The 13,928-nt window shown below is 55.3% G+C and carries 13 protein-coding genes; 10 read left to right on the forward strand and 3 right to left on the reverse strand.

What is annotated here, in order from left to right; all coding sequences use genetic code 11:
- Positions 1 to 139 precede the first annotated feature (139 nt).
- Both glyA and ACO6VX_RS00425 read left to right on the forward strand, forming a co-directional pair.
- Entirely contained in the window at positions 140 to 1,393 is a 1,254-nt protein-coding gene (gene glyA, locus ACO6VX_RS00420) for a serine hydroxymethyltransferase (RefSeq protein ID WP_010257616.1), read from the forward strand.
- A gap of 128 nt (positions 1,394 to 1,521) precedes the next feature.
- Complete coding sequence (locus ACO6VX_RS00425) at positions 1,522 to 2,670, forward strand: 3-phenylpropionate MFS transporter (protein ID WP_422457377.1); 1,149 nt, start codon at positions 1,522 to 1,524, stop codon at positions 2,668 to 2,670.
- On the opposite strand, the gene csiE is transcribed toward ACO6VX_RS00425, so the two are convergent.
- The gene (csiE, locus tag ACO6VX_RS00430; protein ID WP_422457378.1) at positions 2,652 to 3,920 is read right to left on the reverse strand and encodes a stationary phase inducible protein CsiE; all 1,269 of its coding nucleotides are present in this window, start codon (positions 3,918 to 3,920) and stop codon (positions 2,652 to 2,654) included. The genes ACO6VX_RS00425 and csiE overlap by 19 nt on opposite strands.
- Positions 3,921 to 4,075: 155 nt before the next feature.
- On the opposite strand from csiE, the gene ACO6VX_RS00435 reads away from it, so the two are divergent.
- The 3 genes from ACO6VX_RS00435 (at position 4,076) to ACO6VX_RS00445 (ending at position 6,891) form a co-directional block, all read left to right on the forward strand.
- Positions 4,076 to 4,702, forward strand: a complete 627-nt coding sequence (locus ACO6VX_RS00435) for a DUF1007 family protein (RefSeq protein WP_179257487.1) — start codon at positions 4,076 to 4,078, stop codon at positions 4,700 to 4,702.
- On the forward strand, positions 4,693 to 5,673 hold the full coding sequence (locus ACO6VX_RS00440; protein ID WP_163850718.1) for a nickel/cobalt transporter: 981 nt from the start codon (positions 4,693 to 4,695) through the stop codon (positions 5,671 to 5,673). Before ACO6VX_RS00435 ends, ACO6VX_RS00440 begins: the two co-directional genes overlap by 10 nt.
- Before the next feature lie 204 nt (positions 5,674 to 5,877).
- Entirely contained in the window at positions 5,878 to 6,891 is a 1,014-nt protein-coding gene (locus tag ACO6VX_RS00445) for a TIGR04086 family membrane protein (protein WP_010257601.1), read from the forward strand.
- A 63-nt stretch (positions 6,892 to 6,954) separates the two neighbouring features.
- Here ACO6VX_RS00445 and suhB read toward each other — a convergent pair whose 3' ends face one another.
- On the reverse strand, positions 6,955 to 7,758 hold the full coding sequence (gene suhB / locus ACO6VX_RS00450; protein WP_008926709.1) for an inositol-1-monophosphatase: 804 nt from the start codon (positions 7,756 to 7,758) through the stop codon (positions 6,955 to 6,957).
- A gap of 132 nt (positions 7,759 to 7,890) precedes the next feature.
- Between suhB and trmJ the strand changes: the two genes are divergently transcribed.
- The 5 genes from trmJ to sseB all read left to right on the forward strand — a co-directional run bounded on the left by trmJ (position 7,891) and on the right by sseB (position 12,779).
- On the forward strand, positions 7,891 to 8,643 hold the full coding sequence (gene trmJ / locus ACO6VX_RS00455) for a tRNA (cytosine(32)/uridine(32)-2'-O)-methyltransferase TrmJ (protein ID WP_422457381.1): 753 nt from the start codon (positions 7,891 to 7,893) through the stop codon (positions 8,641 to 8,643).
- A 130-nt stretch (positions 8,644 to 8,773) separates the two neighbouring features.
- Positions 8,774 to 9,271 carry a Fe-S cluster assembly transcriptional regulator IscR gene (gene iscR, locus ACO6VX_RS00460; protein ID WP_010257591.1) on the forward strand — a complete coding sequence of 166 codons (498 nt, stop codon included), beginning with the start codon at positions 8,774 to 8,776 and terminating at the stop codon, positions 9,269 to 9,271.
- Positions 9,272 to 9,359: 88 nt separating this feature from the next.
- Entirely contained in the window at positions 9,360 to 10,520 is a 1,161-nt protein-coding gene (locus ACO6VX_RS00465) for an IscS subfamily cysteine desulfurase (protein WP_031592489.1), read from the forward strand.
- A 161-nt stretch (positions 10,521 to 10,681) separates the two neighbouring features.
- Positions 10,682 to 11,968, forward strand: a complete 1,287-nt coding sequence (gene pepB / locus ACO6VX_RS00470) for an aminopeptidase PepB (protein ID WP_010257585.1) — start codon at positions 10,682 to 10,684, stop codon at positions 11,966 to 11,968.
- Between the two features lie 46 nt (positions 11,969 to 12,014).
- Entirely contained in the window at positions 12,015 to 12,779 is a 765-nt protein-coding gene (sseB, locus tag ACO6VX_RS00475) for an enhanced serine sensitivity protein SseB (protein ID WP_010257582.1), read from the forward strand.
- A gap of 269 nt (positions 12,780 to 13,048) precedes the next feature.
- Here sseB and sseA read toward each other — a convergent pair whose 3' ends face one another.
- The gene (gene sseA, locus ACO6VX_RS00480) at positions 13,049 to 13,891 is read right to left on the reverse strand and encodes a 3-mercaptopyruvate sulfurtransferase (protein WP_187492055.1); all 843 of its coding nucleotides are present in this window, start codon (positions 13,889 to 13,891) and stop codon (positions 13,049 to 13,051) included.
- Positions 13,892 to 13,928 lie beyond the last annotated feature (37 nt).

Genomic DNA, 13,928 nt, shown 5'->3' on the forward strand with positions numbered 1-13,928 from the left:
TGCCAGTAGCCAGCCAATCGTTTGCGTAAAAAGAGGAGGTTCACCCTACCTTCACCTGTTAAAACGGTTTACACTGTGGGCCTTCGCCCCTGAAGGGGGGTAAATACCGTCAGAAAGTTAGCTGAGTCAGGAGATCCGGATGTTAAAGCGTGATATGAACATTGCCGATTACGATGCCGAGTTGTGGCAGGCGATGGAGCAGGAGACAGTGCGTCAGGAAGAGCACATTGAACTGATTGCTTCTGAAAACTACACCAGCCCGCGTGTTATGCAGGCACAAGGTTCTCAGCTCACCAATAAATACGCTGAAGGCTATCCGGGCAAACGCTACTACGGCGGCTGTGAGTACGTTGATATCGTTGAGCAACTGGCGATCGATCGCGCAAAAGAACTGTTTGGTGCCGATTACGCTAACGTGCAGCCACACTCAGGTTCACAGGCTAACTTTGCGGTTTACACCGCGCTGCTGCAGCCGGGCGATACTATTCTGGGGATGAACCTGGCGCACGGTGGACACCTGACTCACGGCTCACCGGTTAACCTGTCGGGCAAACTCTATAACGTTGTGGCTTACGGTATCGATGAGACCGGTAAAATTGACTACGACGAACTGGCTGAACTGGCGAAAACCCACAAGCCAAAAATGATCGTTGGCGGATTCTCAGCTTACTCCGGCGTTTGCGACTGGGCGAAAATGCGCGAAATCGCGGATAGCGTAGGTGCATGGCTGTTTGTGGACATGGCACACGTTGCCGGCCTGATTGCTGCAGACGTTTACCCGAGTCCGATCCCGCATGCGCACATCGTGACCTCTACCACTCACAAAACGCTGGCGGGTCCGCGCGGTGGTATCATTCTGGCGAAAAACGGCGACGAAGATTTCTATAAGAAACTGAACTCTGCTGTCTTCCCTGGCGGTCAGGGCGGTCCTCTGATGCACGTTATCGCTGGTAAAGCGGTTGCGTTCAAAGAGGCGATGGAGCCGGAATTCAAAACCTACCAGCAGCAGGTGGCAAAAAACGCCAAAGCGATGGTTGAGGTGCTGATTGAGCGTGGCTATGACATCGTTTCTGGCGGCACCTATAACCATCTGTTCCTGATCGATCTGGTGAGCAAAAACCTGACCGGTAAAGAAGCGGATGCGGCGCTAGGCCGTGCCAACATCACGGTTAACAAAAACAGCGTACCTAACGATCCGAAAAGCCCGTTTGTGACTTCCGGTATCCGTATCGGTACACCAGCTGTTACCCGTCGTGGCTTCAACGAAGCGGACGTGCGTGAGCTGGCTGGCTGGATCGCGGATGTGCTGGATAACGTCAATGACGAAGCGACCATTGAGCGCACCAAAAAGAAAGTACTGGAAATCTGCAGCCGTCTGCCGGTCTACGCTTAATCGTTAACCTGTTGTGAGACAGCATACAAAGGATGGCATCAGCCATCCTTTTTTATTGCCTGTCCTGCGGCGCTCTGCCAGAGTAGCGCCCACTCATGCTGCCAGGCAGCACTCTTGCTGGAGGGAATATGGCAATCGGCTCCGCCAGATGGCTCGGATTGGGCTACTTCACTTACTTCTTCTGTTACGGCATCTATCTGCCATTCTGGGGCGTGTGGCTGAAAGGCACCGGTCTCGATGCTGAAAAGATTGGCCTGCTGCTCGGCTGTGGCATGGTGGCACGCTTTGTCGGCAGTCTGCTTATCGCCTCTCAGGTCAAAAATCCTTCACGGTTGATTACGGCGCTGCGTTTGCTGGCGCTGATGTCCTGCCTGTTCGCTGCCGGTTTCTGGGTGGGTGAGCAGTGGATGTGGCTGCTGACGGTCATGATCGGCTTTAACCTCTTTTTCTCGCCGCTGGTCCCGCTTAGCGATGCGCTGGCCGCCACCTGGACACAGCAGATAGGGCTGGCGTATGGGCCGGTCAGGCTGTGGGGTTCGCTAGCCTTTGTGATCAGCTCGGCATTAACCGGCGTGCTGGTCAGTGCTTACTCTTCAAACGCCATTCTGCTGCTGCTTTCCGTCGGCGTCATCTCTATGCTGGCAGGCATGATGCTGTCACCCGCCACCCAGCCACAGGGTAATGAACGGCAGGGCGCGGCGGGCGGCGGCTGGCAGGTGTGGCGTGAATTGCTGCGTGAGAATGCGGTATGGCGATTTATGCTCTGCGTAACACTGCTGCAGGGTGCGCACGCCGCCTATTACGGCTTCAGTGCTATCTGGTGGCAGGAAAGTGGCTATTCCGCCTCCACGGTGGGTTATCTCTGGTCGCTGGGCGTGGTGGCCGAAATCGTCGTGTTTGCCCTGAGCAACCGGTTGTTCCGCCGCTGGAGCGCGCGCGATCTGCTGCTGCTTTCGGGCATTTGTGCGTTAATCCGCTGGGGTCTGATGGGCGCCACTACCGCGCTGCCGCTGCTGATTGTGGCGCAAATTCTTCACTGTGGCAGCTTCACCGTCTGTCATCTGGCGGCGATGCGCTTTATCGCGGCGCGTCAGGGAGCGGAAGTGATCCGTCTGCAGTCGCTCTATTCCGCGTTGGCGATGGGGGGTGGCATTGCGATAATGACCATGATCTGCGGCGTCCTGTTCGCTCATCTGCAGGGGCATCTGTTCTGGGTGATGGCACTGGTGGCGCTGCCCGCGCTATTTCTGCGTCCCGGCTACGACTCCAGTAAATAACGAATCCGCTGCTGATGGTGTAACGTCAGCGGCAGTTCCGCATGCACCAGCGGCGGAGAGAAGAGTGGCAGCGAGGTGGGGTAGGGCGAAATGATGATGTCCACATCCCGCGGTGCGCCATCCCGCTGAAACTGTTTCACGTCCTGATAGGTAATATTGATCGGCAGCAGCGTGATCTCCCGGATCTGCTGCTCCACATCCTGCTCCAGATCGGTATCGTCACCCGTCAGAATCAGCACCTGCTTCTCCTGCAACGCATTCTCCTGCATCAGCCAGGCACCAAAAATAACGGTAATTAAGCTCACCTCTTCCGGGCTGAACGCAATCCCGTATTGCTGCTCAAACGCCTGCAGCGCCTGCTGAGTGGTGCGCAACAGGCGGGGATAGAGGCGGCTGACATCCAGCGCCACGCTGTTGTCGATGCCGATAGTGAAGTGGGTGCGATCCAGCGCCTGCGCCAGATGAGGATAAAGCTGGTTAAGCAGCTCGTCGCGATCAGCAAAAGTGATGTCGGCACACCGTTCAAAGTCATTAATTAACTGCTGGGTCGCAGCCATTAACTGCTGATCAGCAGGATGGGCAATCGCATCCACGACAGGCGTATGTATCTGGCTGAACAGCAGTGTCCAGAAGTCGGTTTCACTGACGGGCGGCGCAAGGTGGCAGCGTTTGCGCCAGTGGTGAATCACATCCTCGGCAGCCTGCCGCTCAGCCTTCTGCTGCAGCCAGTGACACTGCGCTTCACTGAACAGCACCGGCTGGCGCTGGCATAATCCATACTTCATGAAAATCTGCAGAAAAAGCCGGTCGCGTTCGCTGAAATCGCGCTTCAGACGCAGGCTACAGTGCTGGATCAGCGCCTGTAAATTGGTCTCATCCCACAGCGCCTTCTCAATCTTCATCACCTTCAGGCGCTGACGCAGGGGAGCTGCAAAATGGTCGCAGACGAAATCCTGCGATAAACGCAAACTGCGTCGCAGGTTGTGCAGCAGACAGAGGCGCCGATCCAACTCTGTGCCATGAAGACGAAAGCTGCCATCCACCATCTGATGCAATTCCAGCTGATGATATCGCTGTATCTCAAGGCCCACATCCGCGATATCCTGTCGGGCAACAGCAGGATCGACGCCATTCAGCTGGCAGACTTTTTCAAGCGTAAGCACGGGTGTCGGCAGAAACAGCAGCAATAAAAGATGGCACTGACGCTGTGAGCGGGTGAAGAGTGGTGCCAAAGGGGTAGCAGAACTCATCAATCAGGTTTCCAGCAGGCTATTTTGAGCTAAGAATAGTCAACCCCGTCAGCGCCTGCGCGGTTTACGCGGTTTATTTGCCGGAGGTTTAAGGCGGGTCACAAAATTTTGTTACTTATAGATTCTTTTCATCGGGAACGTTACTTTATAACATTATGAAACGCACACTCTTTGCCCTCTTGATGGCCTTAAGTCCGGTTGTAATGGCACATCCTCACAGCTTCATCGATATGAAAACCGAACTGGTGGCGCAGGATGACACCTTTACCGGATTAAAGATGACCTGGACCATGGATGAGATTACCTCCGCCGATCTGCTTTATGACGCGGGCGAGGCGAAACCAGGCAGCGTGGTGTGGAAGAAGCTGGCGGCAGGCGTGATGGCGAACGTGCTGGGCCAGCACTACTTTTCTGAAATCTGGCACAACCAACAGCGGGTAAAGTTTTTGAATCTGCCAACCGAATACAACCTGTCACGTAACGGCCATAAAGCGGTGCTGGAATTTATTCTGCCGCTGGCGGAACCCCCGAAGCTGACCGGGCAGCGCTTTGAGATCCTGACTTTTGATCCCACCTATTTCGTCGATATGTTCTATGACAATCCCGGTGCGTTAACGCTGCCGACGGCGCTGCAGGCGCGCTGCAAGTTCGCGCTGAACACGCCAAAGCCCAATGATTCACTGAAGCAGTATGCGCTGTCGCTGGATAAAGCCGACGCGCCTGCAGAGGAGATGGATTTAGGCCGCCAGTTTGCCCAGACGGTGATACTGACATGTCAGTAATCTCCACTCCGTTACGGGCTTCCCGCCTCTGGCCGCTGTGGCTGATGGCGGGCGTGCTGCTGAGCAGCGCATTGCTGGTCTGGCTCTACTGGCCGCAGATTCTGATGCAGAGCGTACTGTGGCAAAAAGATCTGCATCGGCAGATGACTCAGCTGCTACAGCAGGTTGCGGAGCAGCCCCACCAGGCAGGCATTTCGCTGGTGATATTCAGCCTGCTATATGGCGTACTGCACGCGCTGGGGCCGGGCCATGGCAAAGTGGTGATCGCGACTTTTCTGGCGACCCATCCCACCAGAGTGAAAACCAGTATCAGGCTGACGCTGCTCGCCTCACTGCTGCAGGGTTCGGTGGCGATTGCCCTGGTGACGGTGATGCTGGTGCTGCTGAAAACGTCATCGCGACAGCTGCATCTCAGCAGTTTCTGGCTGGAGAAGGGCAGTTATCTGTTGGTGATCGGGCTGGGCGTGATGATCGGTTATCGGGCGCTGCGTTCGCTGTGGCGGACATTGCGTCCGCGTCCGGCCCCGGTATTTCGCACCTTCAAACCTCACCATCAGCATGACGATCAGTGCGGATGCGGACACGCACATCTTCCGACACCGCAGCAGATGAGCGGCAATCTCAGCGTGAAAACCCAGCTGCTGGTGGTGGTGTCGATGGGATTACGTCCCTGTTCCGGCGCGATTATGATGCTGCTGTTTGCCAAAGTGATTGGTGTCTATGGCTGGGGGGTTATCTCTGCTGCGGTGATGGCGCTGGGCACGGCACTGACCATTTCGGCGATTGGCCTGCTGGTTCAGCAGGCGCGCACGGTGGCGCAACGGCTGGCACAGCCTGGCGTTACCGCAGGCATGACGCGACTGCTGATCCCCGCGCTGGCCTTAACCGGCAGTCTGATTTTAATCGTAGCGGGTATCGCGCTATGGCAGTCAGCGCAGATGACGCTGGGTGGCGGAATTCGACCTTTCTGAATAAAAGCGCAGCGGAAATAAAATTGCCGCTGCGCTCTTCTCTTCGTTAATTATCTCTGAATTCATCTCTTTATTTTTTTCTCTGGCTGGTTTAGTGGTGAAATGACTATTCCCTGTCTACGCTGATAATACCAAAACGGCATTCCGCCGTCGGGATGATAAAAGATCAAGACCGCTTTCTGTTTATTGCGAGGAGTATATTTCATGGCTGATACCCGTATTAATAATGGCTACACCGAAACGCTGGCGACCGGGCCGGCTGGATTGCCGTTAAAACGTATTTCCTGGAGCGCCGTGTTTGCCGGTGTCATTTGTGCGTTGATCGTTCACATTATTCTGACGCTGCTGGGAACCGCCATTGGTGCAACAACCATTGATCCGATGAAAGAACAGAATCCACTCGACGGCCTGGGCACAGGCGCGCTGGTCTGGACTGCCATTGAAATGCTGGTCGCGATGGCTGCAGGTAGTTATGTTGCAGGCCGACTGGCTCAGCGCGAAGGCGCACTGCACGGTTTACTGATGTTTGGCCTTAGCACAATTTTCACTATTTACCTGGCTATTGCGCTGGCGACCAGTGTATTAGGCGGCGCGATGAATATTGTGGGCTCAGGCTTCCAGGCGCTGGGTAGTGGTATTTCCGCTGCTGCGCCATCCGTTACCCAAATGGCAAAAGACAAACTGCAGGAGAGTAATATTAATTTAGATAACCTGCAGAACGAACTGGAAACGACTTTACGCCAGACCGGGAAACCGGAATTACAGCCAGAGAATTTAAAGCAGGATGCAAATAAAGAAGCGCAGAATGCTGAAAACCAGGCTAACAACACCGCAAACCATCCACAGACAGCGGATACTGATCTGGCTAACTGGTTAAAAGGGGTGATGGATCGTCATTCCGATACCCTGCAGGCAGCCGATCGTGATGCGCTGAAAAATATTATCAAAGCGCGCACCGGCAAAAGCGATCAGGAAGTGGATCAGATCGTGGCCAAAACTGAACAGAGCTATCAGCAGGCGGTTCAGAAGTATCAGGAACTGAAACAGCAGGCTGAACAGAAAGCGCGTGAAGCCGGTGAAAAAGCCGCTGCCGCGACTGCGAAAGCGAGCTGGTATGCCCTGATTCTGCTAATCATCGAAGCGGTGCTGGCAGGCGTGATGGGTATGGTAGGTCGTCGTACTCAGCCTCGTCAGGTGCTGTCACACGAACGTCGTTAATCATCACTGAGTAACAGGCAATAAAAAAGGCGGCTGAGAAGCCGCCTTTTTCTGTACTGAGACTTAGCGTTTTAACGCTTCGCTCAGCTCATCACGCATGTTCGACAGCATCGATTTCACCACACGTGGGTTACCCGCGACCAGGTTACCTGACAGCAGATAGCCATGGTTGCCGGTGAAGTCGGTCACCAGACCGCCCGCTTCACGGACCAGCAGTTCACCCGCCGCAAAATCCCACGGCTTCAGGCCAATCTCAAAATAGCCATCTACGCGACCGGCAGCCACATAGGCCAGATCCAGCGCAGCAGAACCGGTGCGGCGGAAGTCAGCACACTGGGTAAAGAGTTTGGTCATGATATTCATGTAAGCCGGCGCGTGCTGCTTCATTTTGAACGGGAAGCCGGTCGCCAGAACGGTGCCATCCAGATCGCGGGCCGTGCTGCCACGCAGACGATAGCCATTCAGCTGAGCGCCCTGACCGCGTGAAGAGGTGAAGAGTTCATTGCGCATTGGATCGTAAACGACGGCGACTTCGGTGCGGCCTTTAATGCGCACAGCGATAGAAACAGCAAAGTGGGGTAAACGTTTGATGAAGTTTGAGGTGCCATCCAGCGGATCGATAACCCATTGAACATCCTGATCTTCGCCCGCCAGTTCACCGCTTTCTTCGGTGATGATGGTATGTTTCGGGTAAGATTTACGAATAATTTCGATAATCAGGCGTTCTGCTTCGCGGTCAACATTCGTTACGAAGTCGTTGCTGCCTTTCTGGCTGGCTTCGACGGCGTCCGGGGTTTCATAATATTTGGCAATTAAATTTCCGGCCTTGCGCGCTGCGCGCACGGCAATGTTGAGCATTGGATGCATCGGTATCTCTCGCTGGATGTTAAAGAACGGGGAAAACGGCGCGGAGTATAGCAGCGTGTTCGGTAAATGTCCTGCTTTATGTTAATATTCTCTCTACTGATTTTACTGACCCCTTTCTGAGTATCCCTAATCATGTTGCAAAATATTCGTATCGTGCTGGTCGAGACTTCTCACACCGGTAACATGGGCTCCGTTGCGCGCGCCATGAAAACCATGGGCTTAACCAACCTCTATCTGGTTAATCCGCTGGTCAAGCCTGACTCACAGGCTATCTCACTCGCGGCCGGTGCCAGCGACGTTATTGGCGACGCCAAAATTGTCGACTCGCTGGATGAGGCGATTGCCGGATGCAGTCTGGTGGTCGGCACCAGTGCACGCTCCCGCTCGCTGCCCTGGCCGATGCTGGATGCGCGCGAATGTGGCGTGAAAAGCGTGGAAGAGGGCCAGCAGGCACCGGTTGCGCTGGTTTTTGGTCGTGAACGTGTCGGCCTGACCAATGACGAGTTGCAGAAGTGCCACTATCACGTCGCAATTCAGGCAAACCCGGAATACAGCTCGCTGAATCTGGCGATGGCCGTACAGATTATCGCCTATGAAGTGCGCATGGCATGGTTACAGGCGCAGGAGCAGGCCAGCCCGCCGCCACACTATGAAGAGTCACCTTATCCGCTGGTGGATGACCTGGAGCGCTTCTATCAGCATATGGAACAGATGATGCTGAACAGCGGCTTTATCCGTGAAGCCAATCCTGGCCAGGTGATGAGCAAACTGCGTCGTCTTTACACCCGTGCCCGCCCGGAACGCGACGAACTGAACATCCTGCGCGGCATGCTTTCGTCGTTTGAAAAGCGAAAAAACGATAAAAAAGAAGCAGATAATAGTTGAGTGAATTACCAGGTTAAATACCTGACTAATTTACCAGGTTAAATAGTTGACCAATTTACTCGGGAATGGCAGACTTCAGAGCATCTGTTGCTAATCCTCCGATAACCGGACGCTATTGAGGTCGTACGCTATGAGACTGACATCCAAAGGACGTTATGCCGTTACTGCAATGCTGGACGTTGCCCTTCACTCCCATGAAGGTCCGGTCCCGCTGGCTGATATTTCAGAGCGTCAGGGCATTTCGCTCTCCTATCTGGAGCAGTTATTCTCCCGATTGCGTAAAAATGAGCTGGTGTCCAGCGTACGTGGTCCGGGCGGCGGTTATCTGTTGGGTAAAGCGTCTAATACCATCTCTGTCGGTGAAGTGATCACCGCCGTTGATGAGTCTGTTGATGCCACCAAATGTCAGGGTAAAGAAGGCTGCCAGGGCGGCGAGCGTTGCCTGACTCACGTGCTGTGGCGCGATCTGAGCGTGCGTATCAGTGACTTCCTGAACAATATTACACTGGCTGAGCTGGTGAATAATCAGGAGATCCTGGATGTAGCCGATCGTCAGAATGCGATTGATAATCGTCGCTTCCAGAGCCCGCGCACGCAGGAAATTAACGTCAACCAACGCGCCTCGTAATACCCGCTGTTGCGGCCCTTACTGCTAACGCGGTCAGGGCCGAATCTGCTATAAAGACGTATGATTTTTTATACGGAGCTGTAGCGCAATGAAATTACCGATTTACCTGGATTACGCCGCCACCACGCCGGCCGATCCGCGTGTGGCCAGCAAAATGATGCAGTTTCTGACGCTGGATGGCACGTTCGGTAATCCGGCCTCGCGATCGCACCGTTTTGGCTGGCAGTCTGAAGAAGCGGTTGATGTTGCGCGTAATCAGATCGCCGAACTGGTCAATGCCGATCCGCGTGAAATCATCTTTACCTCTGGCGCCACTGAATCCGATAACCTCGCGATTAAAGGTGCAGCTCACGCCCATCAGGCGCGCGGCAAACATATCATCACCAGCCAGACAGAACATAAAGCGGTGCTTGATAGCTGCCAGCAGCTTGAGCGTGAAGGCTTTGCTGTCACTTATCTCACCCCTGCGGCTAACGGCATTATCTCGCCTGACCAGCTGCGTGCGGCGCTGCGCGACGACACGATTTTAGTCACCCTGATGCACGTTAATAATGAAACCGGAGTGATTCAGGATATCGCCGCCTTTGGCGAACTCTGCCGCGAACGTGAGATTCTGTTTCATGTGGATGCGACCCAGAGCGTCGGCAAGCTGCCTATCGATCTCAGCCAGTTACCGGTTGATTTGATGTCCTTTTCTGCCCATAAACTCTATGGCCCGAAAGGCATCGGCGCACTCTATGTCCGGCGTAAACCGCGTGTGCAGATTGCTGCGCAGATCCACGGCGGCGGACATGAACGCGGTATGCGATCCGGGACATTGCCGGTGCATCAGATTGTCGGCATGGGCGAGGCGTATCGTATCGCAGCAGAAGAGCGCGAAACCGAGATGGCGCGCCTGCAGACTCTGCGCGATCGCCTGTGGCAGGGCATCAGCACACTGCCCGACGTCACCCTCAATGGCGATCTGCATCAGAGCGCACCGAACATTCTTAACCTCAGTTTTGCTGACGTTGAGGGTGAATCACTGATCATGGCGCTGAAAGATCTGGCGCTCTCTTCCGGCTCGGCCTGCACCTCCGCCAGCCTGGAGCCTTCCTATGTATTGCGGGCGCTGGGCCTGAGTGAAGAGCTGGCGCACAGTTCGTTGCGCTTCTCGCTGGGACGCTTCACAACCGAGGAAGAGATCGACTACGCCATTGCCCTGGTGCAGAAATCAGTGACCCGTCTGCGGGCCTTAATGAAATCCTGATATCCGGTCATAGTCCGGAAATTGCGCCTATATTTGCACTTCGCTGGCAACACCTGACGGAATCTGTTATCAGGTCTCTCTGCGAATTATATTTAACATCTTATTAAAGCCGTTATAACAATCAGGCTGGATGAAACAGATAACGATTATGGAGCTTTTCGATGACCACACAACCCATGAATATTACGCTTAGCAGCCAGCCCGCCGATGCGCGCTGGGGCGAAAAAGCGATTCTCAGCAGCAACGACAGCGGCATGACACTGCATCTGACCGGCGCGGATGCGCTGAATATCATTCAGCGTGCGGCTCACAAAATCGACAGCCAGGGGATCCGCCATGTGGCGCTGACCGGCGAAGGCTGGCACCTTGAGCAGTGCTGGGCATTCTGGCAGGGCTTCCGTGGTCCGAAAGGCCAGCGTCAGGTTGAGTGGCCGGCGCTGGGCGAACATGAGCAGGCGGAGTTTGATCGCCGTCTGAAAATTATCGACTGGGTCCGCAACGTTATTAACCTGCCCGCGGAAGATCTGGGGCCGGAACAGCTGGCACACAATGCAGTCGATCTGATTAGTGAAGTGGGCGGCAGTGCCGTCAGCTATCGCATCACCAAAGGCGACGATCTGAGGGTACAGGGGTATATGGGCCTGCACACCGTTGGACGCGGTTCAAATCGTCCGCCGGTATTTCTGGCACTCGATTACAACCCGACCGGCGACGACGATGCCCCGGTCTACGCCTGTCTGGTCGGTAAAGGCATTACCTTTGATACCGGTGGCTACAGCCTGAAGCAGAGCAGCTTCATGGACTCAATGAAATCTGACATGGGCGGCGCGGCGACCGTCACCGGCGCGCTGGCCATGGCGATTTCGCGCGGTCTTAACAAGCGCGTCAAACTCTACCTCTGCTGTGCCGATAATATGGTCAGCAGCAACGCCTTTAAACTGGGCGACATTATTCGCTATCGCAACGGTAAATCGGTGGAAGTGATGAACACCGATGCGGAAGGGCGTCTGGTCCTGGCCGACGGTTTAATCGACGCCAGCGAGCAGAACCCGACGATGATCATCGATGCTGCGACGCTGACCGGTGCGGCCAAGACGGCGCTGGGCAACGATTACCATGCGCTGTTTACCTTTGATGATGTGATGGCACAGTCGCTGATGGGCAGCGCGGTGAGTGAGAACGAACCTTTCTGGCGTCTGCCGCTGGCCGAATTCCATCGCAGCCATCTGCCGTCTAACTTCGCCGATCTTAATAACATCGCCAGCCCGTCACATGCGGCGGGTGCCAGTAGCGCGGCAGCGTTCCTGTCACACTTCGTCAGTAACTATCAGCAGGGCTGGCTGCACATCGACTGCTCCGCGACCTATCGCAAAGGCGCAGTTGACCAGTGGGCGGCGGGTGCAACAGGTCTTGGCGTGCGTACCCTCGCCAATCTGTTACTGAAATAAGCCGATCTCAGCGGTGGCTGATGCTGCCGCTGTTCAGAGGGAAACTATGAATCGTCTTGAAGAGGTGCTGAAGCTGGCGGCCACTGAGCCTGCCCATCGGCCCGAATTTTTTCAGCTGTTGCTGGAATCTGATGCCTGGGTGCCAGGTGAAAGCACCACGCAACAGCTTGATGCCAGCACGCCCGTTGATCTGCAGCACTGGGAAAAAGAGGATGGCAGCAGCATCATTCCTTTTTTCACGTCAGAAGAGGCGATGAGTGAAGCGGTGAGCGGTGAGCAGTCCTGGCTGCGTCTGCCGGTACGAACGCTGTTTGAGATTACACGTGGCGAGACGCTGTTTCTCAATCCCAAACTGCCTTCCGGTAAAGAGTTTACTGCGGCCGAGATCACCCATCTGCTGGCTGAAGAGGGCAGTGCACTAAGCCAGCAAACCGTGCTGGAAGGCGGACAGTCACTATTGCTGTCTGAGGTGGCTGAACCCCCTGCCCAGATGATCGACTCACTGACTCAGCTCTTCAGCAAGCATAAGCAGGTGCGTCGCGCGTTTATCGCCAGTATCCGTGAGCGGGCTGACGAAGCGCCCAATCTGCTGATTGGCATTGAAGCGGACAGCAACATTGAGACGATCATTCAGGCGGCGGGCAGCGTGGCAACCGATACGCTGCCGGACGATGCGCCGGTTGATATCTGTGAGGTGACGCTAAACGATCGCGGCATCAGCCACTTCTTTACCGCCCACATCACGCCATTCTATGAGCGTCGCTGGGGCAGTTTCCTGCGCGACTTCAAGGGAAGTGAGCGGATTATCTGAGACAACAAAGTAAACAGGCGGCTCACGAGCCGCCTCATATAGCTGATATCCCGAATCAGGGGGAATCTGGCCGCAACGAATAAGCTTAACGCGCAGGGAACAGGGTCAGAGGAGGAAAGCGTCCCGCGCCATGGACGGCGCGGGCCGAGCGGCCAGGGAGTGGCTTTAGCGACTTTCCGATCTGACCCTGTTTCCTGTGCTACCTCGTTCTTACAGCTGATCGAATCCGATATTATTAAAAAACAGGCGGCTCATGGGCCGCCTGTTTTTTATTTCGCGATAGGTAAGTCGTCGCGACTGCCCCATTCGCCCCAGGATCCGTCATACAGCGTGACATCCCGTGCGCCCAGCGCCGTCAGCGCCAGAATCACCACCACCGCCGTCACGCCTGAGCCACAGCTGGCGACCACCGGTTGGGTAATATCGACGCCCGCATCGGCAAACAGCGTCTGAAGTTCCGCCTCCGGCTTGAGTTTTCCCTGTTCAACCAGGCTGTTCCACGGCACGTTCAGGCTGTTGGGAATGTGTCCGCGATGCAATCCGGGACGCGGCTCATCCACTTCGGCGTTAAAGCGATTGGCAGGACGCGCATCAATAATCTGTGCGCCGCCTTCATGGCTGATCAGCAGTACGTCCGTCAGGCGTTTCACCCGGCTTTCATCTGCGTGGGCCTCAAACTCACCTTCCGGCAGATTCACTTCGCCGGTTGCCAGCGCAAAACCAGCTTCTTTCCAGCCCTGCAAGCCCCCGGCCAGAATCGACACCTGAGCCACACCAAAGGTTTTCAGCATCCACCAGGCGCGTGGCGCAGAAAAGAGATTACCCTCGTCATACACCACCAGGTGCTTATCACTGCTGATACCCAGTTCACGCATCGCGACGGCAAAACTTTCGGCGCGGGGCAGCATATGGGGGTAAGGGCTGGTGTGATCGGAAAGCGCTTCAATATCGAAGTAAGGGGCGTCGGGTAAATGACCCGCCAGATATTCGGCCTGGATATCGCGAACCGCTTCCATACCGGGTGGCAACAACCGTGCATCCAGCACCTGAAGCCGCTCATCGTTGTAGTGCTCTTGTAACCAGTCGGCGGACACAAACAGTGGCGTCGTCATAACAACCTCATCTCAGCAATCTGTCATACCAGTGTCA

It is taken from the genome of Pantoea sp. BJFS-204, from assembly GCF_049310725.1.
GTDB lineage: Bacteria > Pseudomonadota > Gammaproteobacteria > Enterobacterales > Enterobacteriaceae > Pantoea > Pantoea agglomerans.

Excerpts from the sequence above, each read along its gene's own strand:
- glyA (WP_010257616.1), top strand. The coding sequence starts at position 140 with ATGTTAAAGCGTGATATGAACATTGCCGATTACGATGCCGAGTTGTGG.
- ACO6VX_RS00425 (WP_422457377.1), top strand. The coding sequence starts at position 1,522 with ATGGCAATCGGCTCCGCCAGATGGCTCGGATTGGGCTACTTCACTTAC.
- csiE (WP_422457378.1), bottom strand. The coding sequence starts at position 3,920 with ATGAGTTCTGCTACCCCTTTGGCACCACTCTTCACCCGCTCACAGCGT.
- ACO6VX_RS00435 (WP_179257487.1), top strand. The coding sequence starts at position 4,076 with ATGAAACGCACACTCTTTGCCCTCTTGATGGCCTTAAGTCCGGTTGTA.
- ACO6VX_RS00440 (WP_163850718.1), top strand. The coding sequence starts at position 4,693 with ATGTCAGTAATCTCCACTCCGTTACGGGCTTCCCGCCTCTGGCCGCTG.
- ACO6VX_RS00445 (WP_010257601.1), top strand. The coding sequence starts at position 5,878 with ATGGCTGATACCCGTATTAATAATGGCTACACCGAAACGCTGGCGACC.
- suhB (WP_008926709.1), bottom strand. The coding sequence starts at position 7,758 with ATGCATCCAATGCTCAACATTGCCGTGCGCGCAGCGCGCAAGGCCGGA.
- trmJ (WP_422457381.1), top strand. The coding sequence starts at position 7,891 with ATGTTGCAAAATATTCGTATCGTGCTGGTCGAGACTTCTCACACCGGT.
- iscR (WP_010257591.1), top strand. The coding sequence starts at position 8,774 with ATGAGACTGACATCCAAAGGACGTTATGCCGTTACTGCAATGCTGGAC.
- ACO6VX_RS00465 (WP_031592489.1), top strand. The coding sequence starts at position 9,360 with ATGAAATTACCGATTTACCTGGATTACGCCGCCACCACGCCGGCCGAT.
- pepB (WP_010257585.1), top strand. The coding sequence starts at position 10,682 with ATGACCACACAACCCATGAATATTACGCTTAGCAGCCAGCCCGCCGAT.
- sseB (WP_010257582.1), top strand. The coding sequence starts at position 12,015 with ATGAATCGTCTTGAAGAGGTGCTGAAGCTGGCGGCCACTGAGCCTGCC.
- sseA (WP_187492055.1), bottom strand. The coding sequence starts at position 13,891 with ATGACGACGCCACTGTTTGTGTCCGCCGACTGGTTACAAGAGCACTAC.